Genomic DNA, 26,769 nt, shown 5'->3' with positions numbered 1-26,769 from the left:
TAAAACTATGAATACAAACCTCAAACCCAAACTTCAACGTTTTGCTACTGCTAGCTCCTTTGCCTGCCCCATCTGCCAAGAAAATCTCACCTTGGTAGAGTCTAGCCTCAAGTGTAGCAACCGCCATTCTTTTGATCTGGCAAAATTCGGCTATGTCAATCTAGCACCGCAAATCAAACAATCCACTAACTACGACAAGGAAAATTTTCAAAACCGTCAACAAATCCTAGAAGCTGGCTTTTATCAAGCCATTTTAGAAACCATCTCAGACCTGCTTACAAATTCTAAAACTAGCCAAACAATTTTAGATATCGGTTGTGGCGAAGGCTTCTACTCTCGTAAACTCCAAGAAAGTCACCCGGACAAAACCTTCTATGCCTTTGATATTTCAAAAGACTCGGTCCAAATCGCTGCTAAGAGTGAACCCAACTGGGCAGTCAATTGGTTTGTCGGTGATCTGGCTAGACTTCCTATAAAAGACGCCAGTATGGATATCCTGCTCGATATCTTTTCCCCTGCTAACTATGGGGAATTTCGTCGCGTTTTATCCAAAGACGGTATCTTGATCAAGGTCATCCCAACTGAAAATCACCTCAAAGAAATCCGTCAAATGGTGCAGAACCAGCTGACAAAGAAGGACTATTCTAATCAAGATATCAAAGAACATTTCCAGGAACATTTCAGCATCCAATCTATCCAAATAGCTTCCCTAACAAAGCATATCACAGCAGAGCAACGTCAAGCCCTGCTTGCCATGACACCCTTACTCTTTCACGTCGACCATACTAAGATTGACTGGAGTCAGTTGACTGAGATCACCATCGAAGCAGAGATTTTGGTTGGGAAAGCAGAGTAATTAAATCTTTCAGATAAGACAAAACCCGCACACTTGATTAAGGTGCGGATTTGATTATAGAAAACCGAGATATTTTAAATTTATCTCCATTTCACCTCCTATCCTATACTTTTAGCAGTGACAGTTTATGAAGTTTATCGATGGTTAGTTTTCGAAGTTTTGGTCTTTTTGTATTTTTGAGAGCCCAATAACTTAGCCCAAATAATCCAACAATCCATAAAAGAGATACGATTAAACTATCAAAATTTAATTTAAAATCAGCTTTATTAAAGAAATCAACATAAATACCTAAGAAAGTTGTATCCATAAAATTCTTAATTTCTGAACTAACTTGTGAAAACATTGGTAAGAATGATAAAGCTAACATGGGAATTAAACCATACACTTGAGCCTGTGTTTGTGTTTCTGATATAGAGCCAATAACTAAATTCAGAAGTATAGTACATAAGGCTACTAACGAAACTACAGCAAGATATACAGGGTAATCTGTTCCAAAATCAAATTCAACCATTATAGGGAAGGCAATAATTGCTGCTGAGGCAAAGATTACAGGATAAAATAGAACAGAAACAAGATATTCTCCACGGCGAACCCCACTTAAAACAAGAGTTTTAAAAATTCTTTTCTCTTTTTCTTCTGCAATCGAACTTGAAATCATTGAACCTGAAGAGAATGAGAAGGCCATTGTTAAACTACTATATAGCAATGTTTTCCCTTGAGTTCCATCAGTATTCATGAAATTTTGGAAAAGCAGAACTAGAAAGAACGGGAATATTACCTGTACTAAAGTGTTTTTGTTATTCAATAATACTTGTGTCCTCAACCAAATAAGGGCTAAAATTCGTTTAAGCATCTAATTTTTCTCCTGTCAATTTAATAAAAATATCTTCAAGTGTTGGTTCACATGAGTGAATCATCATAATTTTTTGGTAGTTCTCTTCTTTCAAGGCCTCGAAGTTGATTATTTCTCTACTTGTATCGCTATAAGTAAGTTCGACTTTCTTTTCCGTGTTATATTTTTGGATGATATCTTTAGGGCTTCCCTGCTCAACAAGATGGCCTTTATTCAAAAGAGCCAAATCATCGCATAAAAGAGTTGCCTCATTCATATCATGAGTGGTTAAAAAGATTGTTGTTCCTTTTTCTTTCAATTCTTGTAATAGTTTATGAATTTTCTTTGATGTAGTAGGATCTAATCCACTCGTAGGCTCATCTAAAAATAATACCTTAGGATAGTTGATTAAGGCACGAGCTAAAAGCATTCGTTGACGCATGCCTGTAGAAAGTTTTTCAGCTGGAGTATCTTTGCTATCATACAGATCAACTTGTTTGAGAATTTCCTCAATTCGATTTGTTGAAGTATCATATAGTTTTGCGAAAAATAGCAAATTTTTGTACAAGCTCAATTTTTCATAGTAACCGCTTGTATCTCCCACTAAGCCTAACTCTTCAAAATCTGAAGGGAGCAATTTTTGAGAATCTTTACCCAACAATTCTGTCTTTCCGCTATTAGCAGGTAGCTGTCCTGTCAAGATATTGATCATTGTTGTTTTTCCTGAACCAGACGGACCTAGGAATCCAAAAATCTCTCCTTCATTTACTACAAAACTAATATTGTTTAAAGCAACTTTATCTTCAAAACTTTTAGTAACTCTCTCTACTTTAATCATCTTTCAGCCTCTTTCTCCTTTATTTTTTGAACCACAACCACCATAACATAGGCATTGGAATAAATATCATAGCATTTCCTTTCTAGTTTGTTATATCAATAACTTTTACTTTGCTCTTAAATTCTGGTGAGAGTTTAATTTCTTTAACCTCATTTGGAAGTAACAAAAGTAATTTAAATAGTTTGTCATCTATTGTCACTTTACATAACCTTCGACTGTCTAGACAGTTTTTTATTATTAAATAATTTGACTTAACTTCTTTTTCTTCTAAATAATAGTTAATATTTTCCATGTTATCTCCAAAACAAAATAGTGGCTGTAATAGTAGCTAATGCTGATAAAAACATACTATCTCCTTCTCTGTATTATTGTTATTCCTTACATTGTCTATTGTAATCCTCTACAATAAAAAACAACAGGACATCTTTGTCTACTGACATTTATGTCCTGTTGTTTCAGTTATTGAAAATAATATCTATTATGTACAAATCAAATGTTTGGGAAGTCTAGATTTTTTTCCTCTAAAACTTGGTTTTTAAATAAATTATCATTTAAAAACTCTGCTCCCATAATAGCTTTGTCGTAATACTGTAGGGCTTTTTCTTCATTTCCTTTACCATAGAGGTAATACTTTGCTTCTAAATAATCAACTGTGGGTTTTAAACTAGTGTCTCCTATTTCAATCATAATTTCTCTTAACATACTCAATATTTCAGGAATAAATTCATGATAATCAATATCGATTTGATAAAGAACTAATCCTATAAGTACCCTTTGCAATAGATGAGTATAACTGGCATCTTCGTAATTTGTTTGAGATACAATATTTAGACAAACTTTTTTTAAAGTTATTTCATCTCGTTCTGAATTAACAGCTAGAGACAAAAAATACAAGTACAACAGTAGTAAATCATTTGTCGAATATTCTGTTCGTAACATTGTTTGTTCAAAATATTCCTCAATTAAACCTTCTCCAAATTCGGCATTTTCAGAAACATATACATCATCAATAGCTTGTAGAACCTCAACTGCTATTTGTTCATCCTCAGGGAGTTGATCATAAAAACGTTCTTGAATGTCTTCAAAGATAGCTTCACGTTGGTGGATTTTTTCTTCATCTCCATGAATAGATTGACGAATCAATTTCGTTTTTAGTTTTAAATACTCTTTAGGAACAATTAACAAGCCCTCGTCAATTAGCTGAGATATTGAAACTCCCAATACTTTGGCTATATAGTCTAGTTTCGCTAAACTGGGCAAGTTATTTCCTGTTTCAATTTGGCCCAACTGACGAACAGTCAGTTCTTTTTCATCTCCACAAAAGGCTTCCCTACTCAATCCCTTTTCAGTCCGTAAGGTACGAATCCGTTTCCCAATTTCTAAATTACTCATAATAAGCCTCTTCAAATTCTAATTTGATATTCAAACAACTACTTGTACACGTTTCCATTTTAACACACTTTCTTACAATTTTCAGATAAAAATAATGATAATACTCAATGAAAATCAAGTGCAAACTACAACCCTATTCAATAGAATATCAGAGGTCTATTTCTACTCAAGCATACAAAAAAAGCGAATTTCAATTGAAACTCGCTTTTTACAAAATGTATTAGTATGAATTTGTATCTTAGTTCAAGTGCCAGATATCTTCGTTATACTGAGCAATTGTACGGTCAGATGAGAAGAATCCTGCTTTAGCAATGTTAACGATGACTTTATCCAACCATGCGTCACGGTTTTCATAGTCAGCCAACATTTGCTCTTTCACCTTGATGTAGTCTTCCAAGTCTAGGAGAGTCATGAACCAGTCTTTGTTAATCAATTCGTTGTAAAGACGTTCCAAGCGTTCTTTCTTACCTACTGCAAGAACAGCGTCGCTGACGATGAAGTCAACCAATGGTTTGATAGCTTCACGAGCATAGAATTCGCTTGATTTGTAAGCTGCTTTTGCGTAAAGGTCGATAACAGTTTCAGAATCTTCACCAAAGATGTAGATGTTATCGTCGCCAACCAATTCAGCGATTTCCACGTTAGCACCGTCCATAGTACCAAGAGTCAAAGCTCCGTTCAACATGAATTTCATGTTACCAGTACCTGAAGCTTCTTTAGAAGCAAGTGAGATTTGTTCAGAGATGTCACATGCTGGGATGAGGAAGCTTGCTGCAGTAACGTTGTAGTTTTCAACCATCACTACTTGCAAGTGTGGAGCTACTGCCGGGTCGTTTGCAATCACTTCTGACAAGCAAAGAATCAAGTGGATGATGTCTTGAGCGATTGTGTAGGCAGGAGCTGCTTTACCACCAAAGAATACTGTGATTGGACGAGCAGGGATGTTACCAGCCTTGATATCCAAGTATTTGTGGATCACATACAAAGCGTTCATTTGTTGGCGTTTGTACTCGTGAAGACGTTTGATTTGGATATCAAAGATAGAGTTTGTATTGATTTCCACACCTTGATGTTCTTTCAAGTGACGAGCCAATTTACGTTTGTTGTGAGCCTTGATTTCTTCAAGTTTTGCTTTAAGGGCTGCTTTATCTTCGTAAGACAAGAGTTTTTCAAGTTCATCCGCTTCATGGTGCCAACCACGTCCAATAATTTCATCCAAGTAGTGAGACAAGCGTGGGTTAGCATGCATGAGCCAACGACGGAATGTGATACCGTTTGTTTTGTTGTTGAATTTTTCTGGGTAGATGTCGTAGAAAGCTTTCAACTCTGAGTTCTTCAAGATCTCAGTGTGGAGTGCTGCTACCCCGTTAACACTGTATCCGTAGTGGATATCCATGTGAGCCATGTGTACACGTCCGCTCTCGTCGATGATTTGGACAGCTGGGTCTTTGTATTCTGCTTTCACACGACGGTCCAATTCTTCAATGATTGGTACCAAGTGAGGAACCACTTCTTGCAAGAATTCAAGAGGCCATTTTTCAAGGGCTTCAGCAAGGATGGTGTGGTTAGTATAGGCAGTCATGCTACGAACGATAGAGATTGCTTCATCAAGTTCGATACCACGTGCAGTCAAAAGACGGATCAATTCAGGGATCACCATTGATGGGTGAGTATCGTTGATTTGTACAACTGCGTAGTCCGCAAGGTCATGCAAGTTGCTTCCTTTTTCGATTGCTTCGTCAATAATCAATTGCGCACCGTTTGAAACCATGAAATATTGTTGGAAGATACGGAGCAATTCACCTTGCTTGTCGCTGTCGTCTGGGTAAAGGAAGAGAGTCAAGTTGCGAGCGATGTCTGTCTTGTCAAAGCTGATACCATCTTCGATGATAGAAGAATCAACTGAATCCAAGTCAAACAAACGCAAGCGGTTCTTAGTAGCTGTCTTGTAACCAGGTACATCGATATCGTAAAGAGTTGATGTCAAGGTAAAGTGTGCAAATGGCACTTGGTAGCTACGGCTTGAGCGTACCAACCAGTTTTGCTCTGTCAACCAAGCGTTAGGAATCGTTTCTTGTTGGTTGTTTTTAAGAACTTGTTGGAAAAGACCGTAGTGGTAGTTAAGTCCTACACCGTCACCGTTCAAACCAAGAGTAGCGATTGAGTCGATAAAGCAGGCTGCCAAACGTCCCAATCCACCATTCCCTAGGGATGGTTCCAATTCTACTTCTTCGATTTCGATCAACTCTTTACCTGCATCAGCAAGTTCTTTCTTAACTTCGTCATAAAGACCAAGGTTAATCAAGTTGTTAGACAAGAGTTTACCAATCAAGAACTCAGCTGAGATATAGTAAACTTTCTTCTTGCCAGTGTTGACTGGTTTTTGGCTACTTGCAAGCTTGCTGTAGTTAAGAAGAGCAAGGTAAAGCTCTTCGTTACTACATTCTGCAATGGTTTTATTGTAACGTTTTTGTACAAATTCTTTTAGTGGTAACATTTTTGTGTCTCCTGATATTGTCTTATTTCTTTAATTCTACCAAATTTTCATTAATTCTGCGATAAATTGTAGTCAAGTCAAGCAAATTGTCCTCGACAGCTGGTGTCAATTGATCTTCAGTCATACGCCAAGACCAGTTTCCGCCAAGAGTAGATGGGTAGTTCATGCGAGCCGCCTCATCCAATTCTAGCAAATCTTGCATAGTGGCAATAGCCATGAAGCTCACTGATGAAAATACTGTGCGAAGCATTGCGTGTGGCACTGTTTCATACTCTTTACGGTTCGTGTAACGAGCCATGTACTCACGAGTTGGATCATCGATTTCATTACGGTACCAACCAAGAACCGTATTGTTGTCGTGTGTTCCTGTATACATAACAGAGTTAGCAGGTGCCAAGTGTGGGCTATCGATACTTTCATCTTCTGGGTTGAAGGCAAATTGAAGAATCTTCATCCCCGGGAAGCCAGTACGTTCGCGCAACTCGATAACCTCATCTGTCATGAAGCCAAGGTCTTCTGCGATGATGTTCAGCTCACCAAGTTCTTCCTTAACGGCTGCGAAGAGTTTGTAGCCTGGACCTTTCACCCATTTACCAGGGGCCGCTGTATCGGAACCAGCAGGAATTTCCCAGTAAGATTCAAAGCCACGGAAGTGGTCGATACGAACAATATCGTAGATTTTGAAGCTTTCACGCAAGCGTTCAACCCACCATTTGTAACCGTCTTTGTCCATTGCTTCCCAGTCATAGATTGGGTTCCCCCAAAGTTGACCAGTTGCAGAAAACTCATCTGGCGGACATCCTGCGATGCAAGTCGCCTTGCCGCTGGCATCTGTCTTGAAGAGGTGTGGATTTGCCCACATGTCGCTTGAATCTTCCGCAACGTAGATAGGCATGTCCCCAACGATCTCGATGTGGTTGTCGTTAGCGTATGATTTCAATTTCAACCATTGTTGGAAGAAGAAGTATTGAGTCACACGGTGGTAAACCAACTTGTCTGCTAATTTCTCACGGTAGCTTTCAAGCGCTGAAGCTTTACGCTCACGAGCATCTGCATCTGGCCATTCTGTCCATGCTAGATTGTCAAAATGCTCTTTAATCGCCATATACTCAGCAAAGAGTTCAAGCCAGGCTTGGTTGTCTTGAGCAAATTTCTCAAAAGCTTTGACATCTCCCACTTCCAAGAAACGTTTGACCGCCTTTTCCAAAAGAGGACGACGTGCATAATAGATCTTAGCATAGTCAACTTCTGCTGGATTGCTACCGAAGTCAACTCCTTCAAAATCGCTAGCTTCCAACAAGCCTTGCTCTACCAAGATGTCAAGATCGATAAAATGCGTGTTCCCGGCAAAAGCTGAGAAGGATTGATAAGGAGAATCTCCATAACTAGTTGTTCCTAGAGGAAGGATTTGCCAGTAACGTTGCTTGGTACGAACCAAGAAGTCAACGAAATCATAGGCGCTTTGGCCAAATGATCCAATCCCATAAGCTCCTGGAAGAGAAGAGATGTGCATCAACACACCACTCTGACGTTTTTTCATAATAGCACCTCATGTATTTTGTAATAAAACGTTGCGCAAATCAAGGCGCAAACGTTTGCGTTATTTTAAGTATAACGCATTTCAAAAACAAATGCAAGCGGTTTTAGAAACTTTTTTTGATTTCTTTTTCTTCGAATGAATCTTGGTTCCACTGTTATTTTATGAAACGAAAACTTTTCTTATAAAGTTTTTCTAATTTAAGATAGTTGAAATAAATAACAGCTTCATTTTTGCTAAGAAATCAGCCTAATCAATGCAATCGTTTCCCTTGTACGTTTTCAAATCAAGAAAAAGAAAACCTTTCAGTTTCTTCCTATATAAAGGCATTGACAAATGTTTGAAACCTTAAAATTTTTTTAATTTTTTTTCTAAAAAAGCTTGCAACCGTTTTCTATTTGTGTTATACTAGGTTCGTAAAAGAAAACGTTTGCGTTTTCTCATTAAATTATTTTTGTTATTCTTTAGGAGGAATACACTATGTCATCTAAATTCATGAAGAGCGCTGCTGTGCTCGGAACTGCTACTCTTGCTAGCTTACTTTTGGTAGCTTGCGGAAGCAAAACTGCTGATAAAGCAGCTGATACTAGCTCATCTGAAGCAAAAGAAATCACTTTCTACGTTGAAGACCAATACAAAGCCTACGCTGAAAAAGTTGCTGCAGCTTATGAAAAAGAATCAGGTACAAAAGTTAACATCAAATCAGGTGACCAACTTGGTGGACTTGACAAACTTTCTCTTGACAACCAATCAGGTCAAGCTGCTGACGTTATGATGGCACCATACGACCGCGTAGGTAGCCTTGGTACTGACGGACAACTTTCAGAAGTTACATTGAGCGACGGCGCTAAAACAGATGATAAAACTAAATCTCTTGTAACAGCTGCTGACGGTAAAGTTTACGGTGCTCCTGCCGTTATCGAGTCACTTGTTATGTACTACAACAAAGACTTGCTGAAAGAAGCTCCAAAAACTTTTGCTGAATTAGAAGAACTTGCTAAAGACAGCAAATACGCTTTCGCTGGTGAAGATGGCAAAACTACTGCATTCCTAGCTGACTGGACAAACTTCTACTACGCATACGGACTTCTTGCTGGTAACGGTGGTTACGTATTCGGACAAAACGGTAAAGACGCTAAAGACATCGGTCTTGCAAACGACGGTTCTATCACTGGTGTCAACTACGCTAAATCTTGGTATGAAAAATGGCCTAAAGGTATGCAAGATACTGAAGGTGCTGCAAACTTGATCCAAACTCAATTCCAAGAAGGTAAAACAGCTGCTATCATCGACGGTCCTTGGAAAGCTCAAGCATTCAAAGATGCTAAAGTAAACTACGGTGTTGCTACTATTCCAACTCTTCCAAATGGTAAAGAATACACACCATTCGGTGGTGGTAAAGCTTGGATCATCCCATCAAGCACTAAGAACCTTGAAGCTGCACAAAAATTTGTAGACTTCCTTGTTTCAACTGAACAACAAAAAGCATTCTACGATGCAACTAACGAAATCCCAGCTAACACTGAAGCTCGTTCATACGCTGAAGGTAAAAACGATGAGTTGACAACAGCTGTTATCAAACAGTTCAAGAACGCTCAACCAATGCCAAACATTTCTCAAATGTCAGCAGTTTGGGATCCAGCTAAAACAATGCTCTTTGATGCTGTAAGCGGTAAGAAAGATGCTAAGACAGCTGCTAACGATGCTGTAACATTGATCAAAGAAACAATCAAACAAAAATTTGGTGAATAATTGAATTCGTTACAAGGGGGGAGAATACAAATCCCCCTTTGATTTTATAAATTTACGAATGATTGCAGTTTCCTATCTAGTGATTGGAGACAAACTTCAATCTCGTATCCTATGAAAGGAGTATTCATGGAAAACCAACAACCTAGCAAAGCAGCCTTGCTTTCAGTAATTCCTGGGTTAGGACAGATTTACAATAAACAAAAGGCCAAAGGTTTTATCTTCCTTGGTGTCACTATTGTATTTGTTCTTTATTTCCTAGCACTTGCAGCCCCTGAATTGCACAATTTGATCACTCTTGGTGACAAGCCAGGTCGTGATAATTCCCTCTTTATGCTGATTCGTGGTGCCTTCCATTTAATCTTTGTAGTCGTTTATGTGCTCTTTTATTTCTCAAATATTAAAGATGCACATACAATCGCAAAACGTATTAACAATGGAATTCCTATCCCACGTACTTTTAAAGATATGATCAAAGGTATTTATGAGAATGGATTCCCATACCTTTTGATTATCCCATCGTATGTAGCGATGACATTTGCAATTATCTTCCCAGTTATCGTAACCTTGATGATTGCCTTTACCAACTATGACTTCCAACACTTGCCACCAAACAAATTGTTGGACTGGGTTGGTTTAACTAACTTTACAAACATCTGGAGCTTAAGTACCTTCCGTTCAGCCTTCGGTGCCGTTCTTTCATGGACCATCATCTGGGCCTTGTCTGCTTCTACTTTGCAGATTGTGATTGGTATCTTCACCGCTATCATTGCTAACCAACCATTTATCAAAGGAAAACGTATCTTTGGTGTTATTTTCCTTCTTCCTTGGGCTGTTCCAGCTTTCATCACTATCTTGACATTCTCAAACATGTTTAACGATAGTGTCGGAGCGATTAACACTCAAGTATTGCCTATCTTGGCTAAGGTTCTTCCTTTCCTTGACGGTGCTCTTATCCCTTGGAAAACAGACCCAACTTGGACGAAGATTGCCTTGATTATGATGCAAGGTTGGCTAGGATTCCCATACATCTACGTTTTGACTTTGGGTATCTTGCAGTCAATCCCTAACGACCTCTACGAAGCGGCTTACATCGATGGTGCCAATGCTTGGCAAAAATTCCGCAACATTACTTTCCCTATGATTTTGGCTGTTGCGGCACCAACATTGATCAGCCAATACACCTTCAACTTTAACAACTTCTCTATCATGTACCTCTTCAACGGCGGAGGTCCTGGTAGCGTTGGTGGTGGAGCCGGTTCAACTGATATCTTGATCTCATGGATTTATCGTTTGACAACAGGTACATCTCCTCAATACTCTATGGCGGCAGCTGTTACCTTGATCATCTCTATCATTGTCATCTCTATCTCTATGATTGCATTCAAGAAACTACACGCATTCGATATGGAGGACGTCTAAGATGAATAACTCAATCAAACTCAAACGTAGACTGACTCAAACCCTCACTTACCTCTACTTGATTGGTCTTTCAATCGTGATTATCTATCCACTTTTGATTACCATTATGTCAGCCTTCAAGTCTGGTAACGTCGTAGCTTTTAAACTAGATGCTAACGTCGACTTTAGCTTCGCCAACTTCCAAGGGCTCTTCACTGAAACCTTGTACGGCACTTGGTACCTCAACACTTTGATTATCGCCTTGATTACAATGGCTGTTCAAACAAGTATCATCGTACTTGCTGGTTATGCCTACAGCCGTTACAACTTCTTGGCTCGTAAACAAAGTTTGGTCTTCTTCTTGATCATCCAAATGGTGCCAACTATGGCCGCTTTGACAGCCTTCTTCGTTATGGCCCTTATGTTGAACGCCCTTAACCAAAGCTGGTTCCTCATCTTCCTCTACGTTGGTGGCGGTATCCCTATGAACGCTTGGCTCATGAAAGGCTACTTCGACACAGTACCAATGTCTCTAGACGAATCTGCAAAACTAGATGGTGCAGGACACTTCCGCCGCTTCTGGCAAATTGTTCTCCCACTTGTTCGCCCAATGGTGGCTGTACAAGCTCTCTGGGCCTTCATGGGACCTTTCGGAGACTATATCCTCTCTAGTTTCTTGCTTCGTGAGAAAGAATACTTTACTGTTGCCGTCGGTCTCCAGACCTTTGTCAGCAATGTGAAAAACTTGAAGATTGCCTACTTCTCAGCAGGTGCTATCCTCATCGCCCTTCCTATCTGTATTCTCTTCTTCTTCCTACAAAAGAACTTTGTTTCAGGACTTACAAGTGGTGGCGACAAGGGATAATTTATCCCCGCCACCCTTTTTCATTTGATACTCTTCGAAAATCTCTTCAAACCACGTCAGCTTTATCTCCAACCTCAAAGCTGTGCTTTGAGCAACCTGCGGCTAGCTTCCTAGTTTGCTCTTTGATTTTCATTGAGTATTAGCGATTGTTACTGTAAATAATATTCTTGCAACAAGCAATTTATCTCCTAGACTTGAAATAAAGCACATTTCTCTATATAATAATACTCATATAGAAAACACTTTTAGAAAGATGCCTATGCTTCCATATCCATTCTCGTATTTTACTAGTATCTGGGGATTTCGTAAGCCCCTGTCAAAACGTTTCGGACTCAACTGGTTTCAACTTCTCTTTACTAGCATTTTCCTCATCAGCTTGTCCATGGTTCCAATTGCCATTCAAAACAGCTCGCAGGAAACGTATCCACTGGATACCTTTATCGATAATGTCTACACACCCCTGACAGATGAAGCAATCATGGATTTGTCGGAGAATGCGCAGATAATAGATGGAAAACTGAGCTATGCTGGAACTAAAAATCAGCAAGCTTCTCTTCTGATTGGTCCAAGTTCAAGTAAGGAATTGCCAAAGGACTTACAACTTCATTTTGATACTGAAGAACTCATCATCAGCAAGGAAAGCAAGGAACTGACCCGCATTCGCTACCACGCGATTCAAACGGAGAGTTTCCAGAGTAAGGAAGATCTTACCCAGGCCATTTCTAAAGATTGGTACCAACAAAATCGGGTCTATATCAGTCTCTTTCTCGTTCTTGGTGCAAGCTTCCTCTTTGGATTGAATTTTTTCATTGTCTCTCTTGGAGCTAGTTTTCTCCTTTATATCACCAAAAAATCACGCCTCTTTTCATTTAGGAGTTTTAAAGAGTGCTACCATTTTATCTTGAACTGTTTAGGATTACCAACTTTGATTACACTTATTTTGGGACTTTTCGGCCAAAATATGACAACCCTTATCACTGTACAAAACATTCTTTTTGTTCTTTATCTGGTCACCATCTTTTATAAAACACATTACCGCGATCCAGATTATCATAAATAGGAGATTTTTATGCCCGTTACGATTAAAGATGTGGCCAAGGCTGCAGGTGTCTCACCTTCAACTGTAACCCGCGTTATTCAAAACAAATCAACAATTAGTGATGAAACCAAAAAACGAGTTCACAAGGCTATGAAGGAACTCAACTACCATCCCAATCTCAATGCTCGTAGCCTCGTTAGTAGCTATACTCAAGTTATTGGTTTGGTATTGCCTGACGACTCGGATGCCTTCTACCAAAATCCTTTCTTCCCATCTGTCCTCCGTGGTATCGCTCAGGTCGCTTCTGAAAACCACTATGCTATTCAGATTGCAACAGGTAAAGACGAAAAAGAGCGCCTTAAAGCTATTTCACAGATGGTTTACGGCAAACGTGTGGATGGTTTGATTTTCCTTTATGCCGAAGAGGAGGATCCCTTAGTCAAGCTGGTCGCTGATGAGCAGTTCCCCTTCCTCATCCTAGGAAAATCCCTCTCACCCTTTATCCCCCTTGTCGACAATGATAATGTCCAAGCTGGTTTTGATGCAGCAGAGTATTTCATCAAAAAGGGGTGCAGACGAATCGCCTTTATCGGAGGAACAAAGAAACTTTTCGTTACACAAGATCGTCTAAAAGGTTACGAATTGGCACTCAAACAACACCAACTTTCGATTGATACGAATCTGACCTACTTTGCAAATGAATTTCTAGAAGAAAAGGGGTATCAATTTAGTAAGCGCCTCTTCAAACACGATCCGCAGATTGATGCCATCATCACAACCGACAGCCTTCTAGCTGAAGGGGTTTGCGACTACATCAGTAAACACCAATTAAATGTTCCCGTCTTGAGTTTTGACTCTGTCAATCCTCGACTCGATCTAGTAGCCTATGTTGACATCAACAGTCTTGAACTTGGACGAACATCATTTGAAACGATTTTACAGATTATCAATGACGCGAAAAATAATAGACAGATTTGTTACCGTCAGTTGATTGCCCACAAAATTATCGAAAAATAAAAACCAGCTCCAGAGCTGGTTTTTTCATGTCTAATTGTCTGTTTCTACGAATCGTCCTAGGATGTGGACATTTTCGGATACAGAGACAAAGGCTGTCGGATCGACCTGTTTCATGATGTGTTTAAAATCATTAAACTCTGCTCGCGTGATAACCGTAATCAAGACTGCTTTTCTCTCATGATTATAGGTTCCTTCTGCATCATGGATCATGGTAGCCCCTCGGTGCAATTTTTTATGGATTTTTTCGATTACCTTGTCAGGATTGCTGGTCACAATCATGGCCTGCATCCGTTTTTGCTTGGTAAAGACCGCATCTGTCACACGACTGGAGACAAAAATGGTAATCATAGAGTAGAGGGCGTATTTCCAACCAAAGGTCAACCCCGCTATCAGCATGATGGTCCCATTTACCAGGAAAGAAATACTACCGACATTTTTACCCGTTTTCTTTCGAATTGTCAGACTGACGATATCTGTACCTCCGCTAGAAATATTGTTACGGAGCGCAAAACCAATCCCCAAGCCCATGACAACACCCCCAAAGAGAGCATTGATAATGGGATCCTCTGTCAGCGTCACAACGGGCATAAACTGGATAAAAAGAGAACTCATGGATACCGTGATAAAGGTAAAAACTGTAAATTTATGTCCAATCTGATACCAAGCCAAAATCATCAGTGGGATATTAATGGCATAAAAGGTTGCAGATACGGGTAGTTGGAGACCAAACCAATGAGTACTCAAACTGGAGATAATTTGCGCCAAACCTGTCGCACCACTCGAATAAACATGCCCTGGTTGGAAAAAGAAATTGACCGCAACTGCTGATAGAAAACCGTATACCAGAGAAGCAGAAATCTTCTCATCATATTTTTCCTTAGAGATGCCCTGCAAGACTCGTAACATCTTTATCTGATAAGCAAAGCGGCGCAGATAATAGCGCCACCGCTTAATTTGTTTTGCTTGTTTCATCTTGTTCTACTTGTAAGCTGAGTTCCTCTAGTTGTTTGAGAGCGACTGTTGATGGGGCTTGTGTCATTGGATCCGTCGCCTTGTTGTTCTTAGGAAAAGCAATGACTTCACGGATGTTTTCTTCTCCTGCTAAGAGCATAACAAATCGGTCAAGTCCGATAGCCAAACCACCGTGTGGTGGGAAACCATAGTCCATAGCCTCAAGAAGGAAACCAAACTGGTCATTGGCTTCTTCAGCTGAGAAACCAAGAGCCTTAAACATGCGTTCTTGGAGGTCTTTTTGGTTGATACGAAGGCTACCACCACCCAGCTCATAACCGTTCAAGACGATGTCGTAGGCAATAGCACGAACCTTAGCCAAATTACCTTCTAGTTCGTGAGCTGTCTCTTCCTGTGGAAGGGTGAATGGATGGTGGGCGCTCATGTAACGACCTTCTTCTTCAGACCATTCAAACATCGGCCAGTCAACAACCCAAAGGAAGTTGAATTTGTCGCTGTCAATCAAGCCAAGTTCTTTGGCAATACGTCCACGAAGGGCACCAAGGGTTGCATTCGCCACTTCAAGTGTATCAGCCACAAAGAGAACCAAATCCTTGTCTTCTAAACCAAGGGCATTTGTCGACTCTGCTTGAATGTCCGTCAAGAACTTAGCAACTGGTCCGTTCAATTCTCCATCCACAACCTTGACCCAAGCAAGACCTTTGGCACCGTACTGTTTGGCTACTTCGGTCATCTTGTCGATGTCTTTACGTGAATAGTTGTCTGCAGCGCCTTTAACGACGATAGCTTTAACTGCAGGAGCTTCTGAAAAGACCTTGAAGTCGACACCTTTGACCACTTCTGTCAAATCCTGAAGCAACATGTCAAAACGAGTATCAGGCTTGTCAGAACCATAAAGGGCCATAGCATCGTCATACTTCATACGAGGGAAGGGAAGGGTTACTTCAATCCCTTTTGTTTCCTTCATCACGCGCGCAATCAAGCCTTCTGTGATATCTTGGATTTCTTGCTCACTAAGGAATGACGTTTCCAAGTCGACCTGGGTAAACTCAGGCTGACGGTCTCCACGCAAGTCTTCATCACGGAAACATTTAACGATTTGGTAGTAACGGTCAAACCCAGCATTCATCAAGAGCTGTTTAGTGATTTGTGGACTTTGAGGAAGAGCGTAAAAATGCCCTTTATTGACACGAGATGGAACCAAATAGTCACGCGCCCCTTCTGGTGTTGACTTAGAAAGGAAGGGTGTTTCCACATCGATAAACTCCAACTCATCCAAGTAGTTACGGATAGAGTGAGTCACCTTGGCACGAAGTTTGAGATTTTCCAACATCTCTGGACGACGAAGGTCAAGGTAACGGTAACGCAAACGTGTATCGTCATTTGCCTCAATCCCATCCTTAATCTCAAAAGGTGTTGTTTTGGCTGTATTCAGCACTGTAAGAGCTGTCACGTTCAACTCAACTGCACCAGTCGCCAATTTATCATTGGCTTGCTCACGCGCAACGACTTGTCCAGTCACCTCGATGACAAATTCGCTACGAAGGCTTTCAGCTGTTGCCATAACCTCTGCAGAAACTTTTTCAGGGTTGATAACCAACTGCATGATTCCTTCACGGTCACGAAGGTCGATAAAGATCAAACCACCAAGGTCACGACGACGACCAACCCATCCTTTCAAGGTCATTTCTTGTCCGATGTGTTCCTCACGAACACGACCAGCATACATACTACGTTTCATGTTTTCTCTCCTCTTTTATTCTGTTACTATTTTACCATAAAAGCGCAGGCTCTTCATGAAAATCAGCAGAAAAGTTTGATTGTCTGTAAAAATCAAAACGAAGAGCTAAAAAATAGTGACAACATCGAAAAATCCGATGAAGACGCCATCGGATTTTCTTATTTTGATTCTTGACCCTCTTTACGTTTTTCTGCGATTTCAGCCGCTTTTTTAGGCAGAACAATCGCTGTTGCATAGGCCGTCGCAAAACGCATGATTCCTGCAATAGGTGCAAAAACTACTGCTAGATTGTTGTAAAAGAAATCGCCTTTAAAGGCATAGGCAAGGCCCCCAATAATAAAGAAGAGAACGACTGCCTGTATCACTGCTAATAAAATTACTCGTTTCATGTGACCTCCTGACTCTATTATAGCATGAGTATCATCAAAAAGCCGATTAAATTATTCAAGGCATGTAAAGAAATGCTGTAAAGAAGGCCTTTTCGGCTTACATAAGCCAGACCCAAACTCAATCCCAGACTAGCATAGACGAAAAACTGTTGCAAAGTCCCTGGAAAATGAATCAAGGCAAATAGTACACTTGATACAAGGAGAAACAGAGCTGTCTGTTTGCTATTGTCCTGCTTAGGAAAGAGATAGCACGCTAACATCCCTCTAAAAATCAGTTCTTCCGTCAGAGGAGCAAAGACCACTACCATAAAGAAACCAAAGACAGGCTGAGCAACTGTCAGTTGTGATACGATTTGTTGATTGACCGACGGATCATCTGGTAAAAAGAACTGGGCTGTAATCGCCACTAGCAAAACCAGAGTTGGCAACCAGATATAACGATTAAAAGCAGTCGTCTGGATGCTAACCTTTTGTGTCTGATACCATTTGTAAACTCCATAAACATAGGCCCCTGACAGGACAATATAAAGTGGCAAGACTCCAAAGATCGGAGCCCCTAGGTCAAGCGCTGATAAAGCCATACTCTGAACCAGACCATAGCCAAAGAAAAAGGATAGAACAGCTAGAAGAAACCAGCCAAGGTTTTTAAGTAGTTTCATATGAGGCTCCTATTTTCCTTTATAACTATTTTTCAATACAAAGAGACTAGCTAATCCTAGTAAAAGAATCCATGCTAGCAAAAGACCGAGACTTCTCAAAGATAACTCTCCACCACCTGCTTTTAACAGACTTACCAAAGGCCCAATGAAGGAATAGTCCAACAGTTTTTGAGCAGTGTCATTTTGAACGGCAAGAATGGGCAAGAAAGAGAAAGTCAGCATAGGAAAAATACTATACACTTGCGCCTTAGACTGAGTATCTGATACTGCACCGATAAGAAGATTAAGAAAGATCATGCTGATAGTTGCCAAAAGCAGATAGAGACCATAGACAAGAAAGTAGTTTGTCAAGTCAACTTTTAGATATAGAGGTAGAACAACCATCGAAAGAAGCATCACGAGAAGAGGAAGAGCCATCATACTCAAAGTATACTCTGTTGCTGTCACACCACTTAGTATAAGTGATTTAAGATTACGTTTTTCCTTATCCTCAGCCATCATAATCGATACCATATAACCACTTCCCATACTCAAGACCATCGTCAAACTCATAGAAAGGAGAAACATACTTAATTCTCCACTCTTGTTTAAGAACTCATTATATAGAACAGTCAGTCCAAAAGGCATCAATAATGTCGCTAACAAGGTTGAATTGCTAATAAGAACTTGTAACCTTAACCAAAGAAGGGCATTTAATTTTCTAAACATCTAACTTTTCTCCTGTCAATCTAATAAAGATTTCTTCTAAAGTCGGTTCACAAGAATGAACAGCTATCAGATTTGTCGTATTCAAATGAGGCAATTCTTCAAAAGGAACCACTTGTTCGCGTCCATCTTGATAGCGTAAACGAACCTTTTTATCCACATGGTATTTCTGGATAATCTCTTGTGGGCTACCATACTCAATCAAGATTCCCTTATTTAAAAGAGAGAGGCGATCGCAAAGCAAGGTTGCTTCATTCATATCGTGGGTTGTTAAGAAAATCGTTGTCCCAGCCTGCTTCAATTCTTGTAAGAGAGCATGAATCGATTTTGAGGTGGTAGGATCAAGACCACTTGTTGGCTCATCCAGAAAGAGGATTTTGGGAGCATTTAGAAGAGCACGAGCCAAGAACATCCGTTGTTTCATACCTGTGGATAGTTTTTCTGCGATAATGTTTTTGGCATCTGATAACCCAACTTGATCAAGTACTGTATCTACTCTAGAAGCTTTAAGACCATATAATTTTGCATAAATGAGCAGATTTTTATAGAGGCTCATCTTTTCATAAAAACCACTGGTATCACTAACAATCCCGATTTGTTCCAAATCATTTGAGGTTAAATCTTGAGAATTCTTACCTAACAAAATTGTTTTACCTTGATCTACAGCCAACTGACCTGTCAAGACATTGATCATGGTTGTTTTACCTGAGCCAGAAGGACCAAGAAAACCAAAGATTTCACCCTCCTTAATCTCAAAAGAAATCTGATGAAGAGCTTTTTTACTCCCAAAACTTTTGCTTACATTTTCAACACGAATCATAGAAACTCCTTTATTTGAAATAGCGTTTTACCATAGGTAATTGCATCACATTGATATAAATATGGATCGCTACTACAAGCAAGAAAGCTAGCAGCTGAATCTCACCTGTCAGAAAAGAAATGATAAGAAGAAAAATATATAAGGCTGGTAAGACATATTGGTGTAATTGGAATAAAATTCGAAAACTCTGTTCCAAATTAGCCTGACGCTCCCCTTCATCATGAGAATTTATATAGTCCAAAACATCCTTTGGTGTAGAGAAAAATGCCAAATCAAACTGACGAACAATCGCAATGGTCTTATAAAAATATTTTTGAACGATTAAGAATCCCACAAAGAGTAAGAAAGAAAGGAAAAATGTTTGATGGCTCGTATGCAATATAATCACTTCATTTAATGAGATAAAAATAGCCAATGGAATCGCTACACCTGTAATATTAAAAGCAACTGTCCCAAACTCAAGATTACGATTCATTTGCACATAATAGGTTTCATTCAGATTATCATCCATTTCCTCTTGATACAAGGAGTGAAATGTTCTGCTTTTCTTTAAGAAATTGAAAGTCAAAAGAATGCCAATGAAACCTAACAGTAAACAAATAGCTGATATCCATGGTATCAAGACTTTTACATCTAAAATAATTCCGTTGGATTCGGCAACAGCCTTAAACATCCCTACAAACACGCCCAAGAAACATCCCAAGACAACAGACATTAAAAATAACAATACACGTTTATTTTTCATATTCATCTTCTTTCTAAACTACACCAATCCAACTAACCACTGACCAAAAGCTTTTCCTGATTCATAAATTGCTGTCAAACCCTCTGTTCCAAGTGATACTAAAATCAAACAAACAGTAAGTAAGAGAATAGCTTGATTTCTTGCTTTTTTTGCTCCATCTCCCAAGAGTTCATTCCCAAGCCAACCTGCTAGATAGGCATAGAGAGTTACTGTTATAATCCCAATCTCCGTAGAAGAGAGAAACAACAAGACTGTCACCAAACGAACGATATTGGCTTGAATGTTAAAATAATTTCCTAAACCTGCACAAACACCGGCAAATTCTTTGTTCTCAGTATCGACTTGAAAACCCGCTAAAAACTCTTTCATAACTTTTCTCCTTTTAGGATCTCTTTAAACTTTATCTTTCTCTCTACCCATCTAAAGACTAATAGTAAAACTATGTTAATCCAGAAGAGGTATTTACTTTCAACAATTGTAAACCAACCAAATAGGCTTCCAATCATAGCTAAAAGATTTACGATAAACACAACTATAGATAGATAATAAATCACTTTACACTTGTTCATCACTCATCCTCCTCTATACGAAATACCGACTCGACTGGTTCATTGAATATCTGTGAAATCTTCAGGGCAATCACAATCGACGGGGTGTATTCGTCCCGTTCTAGTAGGCTAATGGTCTGTCTGGAAACCCCTGCTAACTTGGCCAGTTCGGTTTGATTGAGACCATCGCGAGCTCGAAGCTCTTTTAAACGATTTTTAAGCATTCCTTTCTCCTTTTCTCTTAACTTGCTTATATTGTAACACATCTTTTTCTTTTTGACAATTATATTTGTCAAAAAGTTTATGATTTTTGTCATTTTGCAAAAGAAAAAGGTCAGGAATAAGGTCCTGACCAGTTTTTCTACTATTAAAAGCCTAATTTTTCAAAGATTTCTGAGAAGTTTTGGCTGATAGTATCAAGTAACACTTGAACTTCTTCTCGAGTTTGGTTGTTCTTAACCGTCACTTGTCCGCTTTCGACTTCACTTTCACCTAGAGTAATGAGAGCCTTAGCCGCAAAGACATCGGCTGACTTGAATTGAGCTTTGAGTTTACGGTTGAGGTAATCACGCTCTGCTTTGAAACCTTGTTGGCGAAGGGCTTGTACCAACTCCAAGGCCTTAACATTTGCTCCTTCACCCAAAACTGCGATATAAACATCTAGAGCGTTCTCTATAGGAAGGGCCACACCTTGCTTTTCAAGAATGAGAAGCAGGCGCTCTATACCAAGTCCAAATCCAAATCCAGCAGTCTCAGGACCACCAAAATAGGCAACTAAGCCATCATAGCGACCACCCGCACAGACTGTCAATTCATTGCCCTCGATTTCAGTGATGAACTCGAAAATTGTGTGGTTGTAGTAGTCCAGACCACGCACCATATTGGTATCGATGATGTAGTCTACTCCGAGAGTTTCAAGCATCTGCCGCACAGCACAAAAGTGGGCTTGGCTTTCTTCATCAAGGAAGTCCAAGATAGACGGCGCATTCTCTACTGCCACCTTGTCTTCTTTTTCCTTAGAGTCCAAGACACGAAGAGGATTTTCCTCCAAGCGACGTTGGCTATCCTTAGACAAGGTCTCCTTGAGCGGTGTCAAATAGTCTATCAAGGCTTGACGATAGGCCGCACGGCTCTCAGGATTCCCTAGAGTGTTAAGGTGCAGTTTCACATCTTTAATGCCAATCTCTTTCAAGAAATGGGCTGCCATAGCGATGGTTTCCACATCGGTAGCTGGATTGCTTGAGCCAAAACACTCAACACCGATCTGGTGGAACTGGCGCAAACGACCTGCTTGCGGACGCTCATAACGGAACATAGGTCCCATGTAATAGAACTTACTTGGCTTTTGCACTTCTGGAGCAAAGAGTTTATTTTCCACATAGGAACGGACAACGGGCGCAGTTCCTTCTGGACGGAGGGTAATATGGCGGTCACCCTTGTCATAGAAATCGTACATTTCCTTGGTTACGATATCCGTTGTATCTCCGACAGAGCGGCTGATGACCTCGTAATGCTCAAAAATAGGCGTGCGCACTTCTGCGTAATTATAGCGCTTGAAAATTTCACGGGCAAAGCCCTCAACGTACTGCCACTTGGCAGACTCAGCAGGTAAAATATCCTGCGTTCCTTTTGGTTTTTGTAATTTCATAGGGAATCCTCTTTAAACTTAATAGTCTTATTTTACCATAAATAGAGGGATTAAAACAGTGAGAGTAGAAAATCTCAAGAGAGTCTTTTCATAAAATTCATCAAAAACTTGCCAAATTGTCAGAATTATGAGAAAATAGAGGATATTTATCACGTGGAGGGACTGTTATGAGAGACGATATCAAAATCAATGACCGCGCTTTGGCCTTACAAGACCAAATTATCGAAAAACTAGAGAAAGTTTTTGATACAGATGTGGAATTGGATGTTTACAATCTAGGGCTGATTTATGAAATCAATCTGGATGAAACGGATCTCTGTAAGATTGTCATGACCTTCACCGACACTGCCTGTGATTGCGCTGAAAGCCTGCCTATCGAAATCGTCGCAGGTCTGAAACAAATCGAGGGTATCGAAGATGTCAAAGTTGAAGTTACCTGGTCGCCCGCTTGGAAGATTACACGAATCAGTCGCTATGGCCGTATTGCCCTTGGACTGCCACCTCGTTAATACTCTTCAAAAATCTCTTCAAACCACGTCAGCGTCGGCTTGTCGTACTCAAGTACTGCCTGCGCCTAGCTTTCTAGTTTGCTCTTTGATTTTTATTGAGTATAAGCAGGCAAATCACTTTTGAAGATGAAAAGAAGCAAGCCGAAGATGGCTTGCTTTTTGAGTTTATTTTTTACCTGACTTGTCCATATTCCAGAAGTCTGTCACGGCTCCGCGTGAAGCAGATGATACGATATGGGCGTATTTACCGAGGACACCACGGCTATAGAGTGGTGGCAAGGTTGTTTCTGCCTTGCGTTTTTCAAGTTCTTCGTCGGATACGGCCATGGAAATTTCTTTGGTATCTTGGTCAACTGTAACGATATCGCCTGTACGGAGGTAAGCAATCGGTCCCCCATCCTGAGCTTCAGGGGCGATATGTCCGACAACCAGACCATAAGTACCACCAGAGAAACGTCCGTCTGTCAAGAGAGCAACCTTGTCTCCTTGACCTTTACCAACGATCATGGATGAAAGGGATAGCATCTCAGGCATACCAGGACCACCCTTAGGTCCTACGAAACGAACAACGACTACATCGCCATCAACAATTTCATCTGTCAAAACAGCCTGGATAGCATCTTCTTCTGAGTCAAATACCTTAGCTGGTCCAACGTGGCGACGCACTTTAACACCTGATACCTTGGCAACTGCTCCATCAGGGGCAAGGTTCCCGTTCAAGATGATCAATGGTCCATCTGCACGTTTTGGATTTTCCAGTGGCATGATGACTTTTTGACCTGGTGTGAGGTCTGCAAAGTCAGCCAAGTTCTCAGCAACTGTCTTACCAGTACATGTGATACGGTCTCCGTGAAGGAAGCCATTCGCTAAGAGATATTTCATAACCGCAGGGACACCACCGACTTCGTAGAGGTCTTGGAAGACATACTGACCAGATGGTTTCAAATCAGCCAAGTGAGGCACACGCTCTTGGATCGTATTGAAGTCCTCAAGTGACAAGTCAACATTAGCCGCATGGGCAATGGCAAGCAAGTGAAGAGTGGCATTTGTAGAACCACCGAGAGCCATCGTTACAGTGATAGCATCTTCAAAGGCTTCACGAGTCAAGATATCTGATGGTTTGAGACCAAGCTCCAGCATCTTGACAACAGCACGTCCTGCTGCTTCGATATCTTCTTTCTTGTCAGCTGATTCAGCTGGGTGAGAGGAAGATCCTGGCAAACTCATACCGAGAACTTCGATAGCTGTCGCCATGGTATTAGCTGTATACATACCACCACAACCACCAGGGCCAGGGCAGGCATTGCATTCGAGACGTTTCACGTCCTCAGCTGTCATATCACCGTGGTTCCATTTCCCGATTCCCTCAAAGACAGAAACCAAATCGATGTCTTTTCCATCAAGATTTCCCGGTGCAATGGTTCCACCATAGGCAAAAATAGCTGGGATATTCATGTTGGCAATGGCAATCATAGAACCAGGCATGTTCTTGTCACAGCCACCGATAGCGACAAAGGCATCCACGTTGTGACCACCCATAGCTGCCTCGATTGAGTCCGCGATGATGTCACGAGATGTTAGAGAAAAACGCATCCCAGGCGTTCCCATGGCAATCCCATCCGCTACGGTGATCGTTCCAAACTGAACAGGCCAAGCACCTGCCGATTTGACACCCTCTTTGGCCAATTTCCCGAAATCATGCAAGTGAATGTTACAAGGGGTATTTTCCGCCCAAGTCGAAATCACTCCCACAATCGGTGTTTCAAAGTCCTTATCTGTCATTCCAGTCGCACGAAGCATGGCACGGTTTGGCGATTTAACCATGCTGTCATAAACGCTACTACGGTGACGTGTATCTAATTCTGTCATCTTATCCCTCCCATTTCAGTTTTTACCATTATAGCACAATTTCCGCATGAAGAACAGAATAAAATTCTTGAATTTTCAGAAAATTTCGATTACTAGCTTCTAATTTTTTCATCTTTTTTTGTCAAGTAACTTTACTTTACAAAAAAAATGTGTTATCCTAGTATGGTTGATGAAAATCAGTAGATTGAATCGAATTTAAATACCTAAAGGAGAAAAGAAAATGGCAGTACCTGCACGTCGCACTTCAAAAGCGAAGAAAAACAAACGTCGTACACACTACAAAGTAACAGCTCCATCTGTAAACTTTGACGAAACTACTGGAGATTACTCACGTTCTCACCGTGTATCACTTAAAGGATACTACAAAGGACGTAAAATCGCTAAAGCTGCATCAGCTGAATAATAGAAGGGAGATACCATGCGCGTAAATATTACACTTGAACACAAAGAATCTGGTGAACGCTTGTACCTTACTTCTAAAAACAAACGTAACACTCCAGACCGTCTTCAATTGAAGAAATACTCACCAAAACTTCGCAAACACGTTGTGTTTACAGAAGTTAAATAAGAGTTAAATTAGTGAAAATAGCGTTAAATCAACGTTTAAACACTTAATACTAGCCGAGTGGGAACATTTTGGCAACAAAAAAGGTAGTAAGACATAATCTTGCTACCTTTTTATAATCTCCGTTTTCGTATAACAGACTTCGCTAGTGATACGAAAGCCGTGATTGAAATTAAAGCGATATTACCCCCTCTAGTTTATCCGCTACCTCTTTCATAGCTGAAGGGCGAAGATGGGAATATACTCCTAAAGTCGTCTGTATATCCGCATGTCCTAACCTATTTTTAAGTTCTAGGTCATTCATACCCAAAGACAGCAATAGACTTGCGTGGGAGTGCCTTAAGTCATGTATACGAATACTTTTGACTTCAGCTATTTCTCCGTGCTTCTTCATGCTATTAGCAAGCATTGTCTTAGTCACAGGTAAACAGTTACAAGAAAAGACAAAACTTATTTTTCCTAACTGCTTCTGATGATTTTTCCATGAGGATAGCGCCTTAATCGTCGTATCATCAAGATAAATTTTTCTATTGCTTGAAAATGTTTTTGTAGGGTTAATTTGCCAATTATTTTTATTTTGATAAAACATAGACTTATTGACTTGTACAGCTTTATTCTCAAAATCAAAATCTTCCCATGTTAAAGCTTGTAATTCGCTTATCCTCAATCCTGTCATAAAGAGAAATAGAAAACAGATATATTTCAAATGTTCTACAATATCATCTTTTTCAAAGGTTTTAATAAATTTTTCAAATTCTTCCTTTGTCCAAAAATCAACCTTTTTTCTAGTCCTCTTCATATTTCCAACCTGCCGAGCAGGATTTTCGCTCACAACACCCAAAGTAAGCGCCATATCAAATAGCTCTTTTACTGTTTGATGTAAATCTTTCAAATAGTTATTAGATAGCCCCTCTTCCAAGATGTCTGTATGCCATTTTTTTATATGAATAGGTTTAACATCAACCATTTTCATAGGATAAAAATATTTCAATCTTTTCAACTTAGAAGAAAAGGTCATAAATGTCCGAGCTGTCACCTTATTCTTGTAATGTGGAATAAAATACTTTTCCAGGAACAACTTAACCGTTAAAGTCGCACCATGTACAATAGCTTTTTTCGAGTGTTTCGCTATAAAATCATCATACCATTTCTTGGCTTCTGTTTGAGTTTTAAACCCTCTTTTCTTTTTCTGCATTCTTTTACCAGTCACTTCATCAAAACCCAGAGAAGCAACCGCATAATAAGAGCTACTAGCCTTGTCATAATATACATGAGGGATTTTAGGCATATTCTTCCACTTCCTCAAAATTTAATTTTGTACCCAGAATTTCCTCAACAGCTTCAACAGGAACTTGACCTAATCCCTTAGAATTATAGTAAGCAAAGCCCTTTTGTACCATCAAAGCCTTAGCCTGTTTAATCAAACTATAAGCCTGATAATTTCCAAAACCCAATTTTTTCAAATCTTCTTTTGTTACGAACATAGCATTTTTCTCCTTTTCATGTTATAATTATTTTGGTTTTTTATTTTGATGTGTGATTGATTTTCACGCATCTTTTTTTTGCATCTATTCCA

29 protein-coding genes are annotated in these 26,769 nt (G+C 40.0%); 9 read left to right on the top strand and 20 right to left on the bottom strand.

Annotated features, from left to right (window positions below):
- The first annotated feature begins 7 nt into the window (after positions 1-7).
- Positions 8-856, top strand: coding sequence for a putative RNA methyltransferase (locus ADI74_RS09080; protein ID WP_049538434.1), 849 nt, complete (start codon positions 8-10; stop codon positions 854-856).
- A gap of 103 nt (positions 857-959) precedes the next feature.
- Here ADI74_RS09080 and ADI74_RS09075 read toward each other — a convergent pair whose 3' ends face one another.
- From ADI74_RS09075 to malQ, 6 genes are all read right to left on the bottom strand, one after another.
- Positions 960-1,709, bottom strand: a complete 750-nt coding sequence (locus ADI74_RS09075; RefSeq protein ID WP_049538432.1) for an ABC transporter permease — start codon at positions 1,707-1,709, stop codon at positions 960-962.
- Positions 1,702-2,526 (bottom strand): ABC transporter ATP-binding protein, encoded by an 825-nt coding sequence (locus ADI74_RS09070; protein ID WP_049538431.1) that lies wholly within the window; start codon positions 2,524-2,526, stop codon positions 1,702-1,704. The genes ADI74_RS09075 and ADI74_RS09070 overlap by 8 nt, the downstream gene beginning before the upstream one ends.
- An 82-nt stretch (positions 2,527-2,608) precedes the next feature.
- Positions 2,609-2,818, bottom strand: a complete 210-nt coding sequence (locus tag ADI74_RS09065; protein ID WP_049538429.1) for a hypothetical protein — start codon at positions 2,816-2,818, stop codon at positions 2,609-2,611.
- Positions 2,819-3,015: 197 nt separating this feature from the next.
- On the bottom strand, positions 3,016-3,918 hold the full coding sequence (locus ADI74_RS09060) for a helix-turn-helix domain-containing protein (protein ID WP_049538427.1): 903 nt from the start codon (positions 3,916-3,918) through the stop codon (positions 3,016-3,018).
- 238 nt (positions 3,919-4,156) lie between these two features.
- A complete protein-coding gene (glgP, locus tag ADI74_RS09055; RefSeq protein ID WP_049538425.1) occupies positions 4,157-6,415 on the bottom strand; it encodes a glycogen/starch/alpha-glucan family phosphorylase in 2,259 nt (752 codons plus the stop codon).
- Positions 6,416-6,437: 22 nt separating this feature from the next.
- Entirely contained in the window at positions 6,438-7,955 is a 1,518-nt protein-coding gene (malQ, locus tag ADI74_RS09050; RefSeq protein ID WP_049538424.1) for a 4-alpha-glucanotransferase, read from the bottom strand.
- Positions 7,956-8,432: 477 nt separating this feature from the next.
- Here malQ and ADI74_RS09045 point away from each other — a divergent pair, with 477 nt between their 5' ends.
- The 5 genes from ADI74_RS09045 to ADI74_RS09020 all read left to right on the top strand — a co-directional run bounded on the left by ADI74_RS09045 (position 8,433) and on the right by ADI74_RS09020 (position 14,023).
- Positions 8,433-9,704, top strand: coding sequence for an extracellular solute-binding protein (locus ADI74_RS09045; protein ID WP_000095461.1), 1,272 nt, complete (start codon positions 8,433-8,435; stop codon positions 9,702-9,704).
- 126 nt (positions 9,705-9,830) lie between these two features.
- On the top strand, positions 9,831-11,123 hold the full coding sequence (locus tag ADI74_RS09040) for a carbohydrate ABC transporter permease (protein WP_049538423.1): 1,293 nt from the start codon (positions 9,831-9,833) through the stop codon (positions 11,121-11,123).
- Position 11,124: 1 nt separating this feature from the next.
- A complete protein-coding gene (locus ADI74_RS09035) occupies positions 11,125-11,967 on the top strand; it encodes a sugar ABC transporter permease (protein WP_001065649.1) in 843 nt (280 codons plus the stop codon).
- A gap of 259 nt (positions 11,968-12,226) precedes the next feature.
- Entirely contained in the window at positions 12,227-13,027 is an 801-nt protein-coding gene (locus ADI74_RS09025) for a DUF1189 domain-containing protein (protein WP_049538421.1), read from the top strand.
- Positions 13,028-13,036: 9 nt separating this feature from the next.
- Complete coding sequence (locus ADI74_RS09020; RefSeq protein WP_049538420.1) at positions 13,037-14,023, top strand: LacI family DNA-binding transcriptional regulator; 987 nt, start codon at positions 13,037-13,039, stop codon at positions 14,021-14,023.
- A 30-nt stretch (positions 14,024-14,053) separates the two neighbouring features.
- Here ADI74_RS09020 and ADI74_RS09015 read toward each other — a convergent pair whose 3' ends face one another.
- The 11 genes from ADI74_RS09015 to hisS form a co-directional block, all read right to left on the bottom strand.
- Positions 14,054-14,995: a YitT family protein gene (locus tag ADI74_RS09015; protein WP_049538419.1), complete on the bottom strand. Its 942-nt coding sequence runs from the start codon at positions 14,993-14,995 to the stop codon at positions 14,054-14,056.
- Positions 14,973-16,736 carry an aspartate--tRNA ligase gene (aspS, locus tag ADI74_RS09010; protein ID WP_049538417.1) on the bottom strand — a complete coding sequence of 588 codons (1,764 nt, stop codon included), beginning with the start codon at positions 16,734-16,736 and terminating at the stop codon, positions 14,973-14,975. Before aspS ends, ADI74_RS09015 begins: the two co-directional genes overlap by 23 nt.
- 158 nt (positions 16,737-16,894) lie before the next feature.
- Positions 16,895-17,125 (bottom strand): hypothetical protein, encoded by a 231-nt coding sequence (locus ADI74_RS09005; RefSeq protein WP_049538415.1) that lies wholly within the window; start codon positions 17,123-17,125, stop codon positions 16,895-16,897.
- A 17-nt stretch (positions 17,126-17,142) separates the two neighbouring features.
- Positions 17,143-17,784, bottom strand: coding sequence for a CPBP family intramembrane glutamic endopeptidase (locus ADI74_RS09000; RefSeq protein ID WP_049538413.1), 642 nt, complete (start codon positions 17,782-17,784; stop codon positions 17,143-17,145).
- Positions 17,785-17,793: 9 nt separating this feature from the next.
- Entirely contained in the window at positions 17,794-18,492 is a 699-nt protein-coding gene (locus tag ADI74_RS08995; RefSeq protein WP_049538412.1) for an ABC transporter permease, read from the bottom strand.
- Entirely contained in the window at positions 18,485-19,309 is an 825-nt protein-coding gene (locus ADI74_RS08990; protein ID WP_049538411.1) for an ABC transporter ATP-binding protein, read from the bottom strand. Before ADI74_RS08990 ends, ADI74_RS08995 begins: the two co-directional genes overlap by 8 nt.
- 10 nt (positions 19,310-19,319) lie before the next feature.
- Positions 19,320-20,054: a DUF3169 family protein gene (locus ADI74_RS08985; protein WP_049538408.1), complete on the bottom strand. Its 735-nt coding sequence runs from the start codon at positions 20,052-20,054 to the stop codon at positions 19,320-19,322.
- Between the two features lie 18 nt (positions 20,055-20,072).
- A complete protein-coding gene (locus ADI74_RS08980; RefSeq protein ID WP_049538407.1) occupies positions 20,073-20,423 on the bottom strand; it encodes a PspC domain-containing protein in 351 nt (116 codons plus the stop codon).
- Entirely contained in the window at positions 20,420-20,623 is a 204-nt protein-coding gene (locus ADI74_RS11365) for a hypothetical protein (RefSeq protein WP_049538405.1), read from the bottom strand. Before ADI74_RS11365 ends, ADI74_RS08980 begins: the two co-directional genes overlap by 4 nt.
- Positions 20,623-20,826, bottom strand: coding sequence for a helix-turn-helix transcriptional regulator (locus ADI74_RS11130; RefSeq protein WP_000916947.1), 204 nt, complete (start codon positions 20,824-20,826; stop codon positions 20,623-20,625). The genes ADI74_RS11365 and ADI74_RS11130 overlap by 1 nt, the downstream gene beginning before the upstream one ends.
- A 143-nt stretch (positions 20,827-20,969) precedes the next feature.
- Positions 20,970-22,250, bottom strand: coding sequence for a histidine--tRNA ligase (hisS, locus tag ADI74_RS08965; protein ID WP_049538403.1), 1,281 nt, complete (start codon positions 22,248-22,250; stop codon positions 20,970-20,972).
- Between the two features lie 167 nt (positions 22,251-22,417).
- Between hisS and ADI74_RS08960 the strand changes: the two genes are divergently transcribed.
- On the top strand, positions 22,418-22,759 hold the full coding sequence (locus ADI74_RS08960; protein WP_049538402.1) for a metal-sulfur cluster assembly factor: 342 nt from the start codon (positions 22,418-22,420) through the stop codon (positions 22,757-22,759).
- 165 nt (positions 22,760-22,924) lie between these two features.
- Here the strand turns inward: ADI74_RS08960 and ilvD are convergent, their stop codons facing one another.
- A complete protein-coding gene (ilvD, locus tag ADI74_RS08955) occupies positions 22,925-24,628 on the bottom strand; it encodes a dihydroxy-acid dehydratase (RefSeq protein WP_049538401.1) in 1,704 nt (567 codons plus the stop codon).
- Between the two features lie 220 nt (positions 24,629-24,848).
- Here ilvD and rpmF point away from each other — a divergent pair, with 220 nt between their 5' ends.
- Positions 24,849-25,031, top strand: a complete 183-nt coding sequence (rpmF, locus tag ADI74_RS08950; protein ID WP_000290417.1) for a 50S ribosomal protein L32 — start codon at positions 24,849-24,851, stop codon at positions 25,029-25,031.
- Positions 25,032-25,046: 15 nt separating this feature from the next.
- Positions 25,047-25,196 (top strand): 50S ribosomal protein L33, encoded by a 150-nt coding sequence (rpmG, locus tag ADI74_RS08945; RefSeq protein ID WP_001265622.1) that lies wholly within the window; start codon positions 25,047-25,049, stop codon positions 25,194-25,196.
- A gap of 169 nt (positions 25,197-25,365) precedes the next feature.
- Here the strand turns inward: rpmG and ADI74_RS08940 are convergent, their stop codons facing one another.
- Together ADI74_RS08940 and ADI74_RS08935 are read right to left on the bottom strand one after the other, a co-directional pair.
- Positions 25,366-26,481 (bottom strand): tyrosine-type recombinase/integrase, encoded by a 1,116-nt coding sequence (locus ADI74_RS08940; protein WP_049538400.1) that lies wholly within the window; start codon positions 26,479-26,481, stop codon positions 25,366-25,368.
- On the bottom strand, positions 26,474-26,677 hold the full coding sequence (locus ADI74_RS08935; RefSeq protein WP_000498227.1) for a DUF3173 family protein: 204 nt from the start codon (positions 26,675-26,677) through the stop codon (positions 26,474-26,476). The genes ADI74_RS08940 and ADI74_RS08935 overlap by 8 nt, the downstream gene beginning before the upstream one ends.
- Between the last annotated feature and the right edge of the window lie 92 nt (positions 26,678-26,769).

Origin of the sequence: Streptococcus pseudopneumoniae, from assembly GCF_001074565.1 — a bacterium.
Classification (GTDB): Bacteria; Bacillota; Bacilli; order Lactobacillales; family Streptococcaceae; genus Streptococcus; species Streptococcus pseudopneumoniae_J.
Note: the sequence above shows the minus strand (reverse complement) of the source record. Positions and strands in the feature narration are given on the sequence as shown.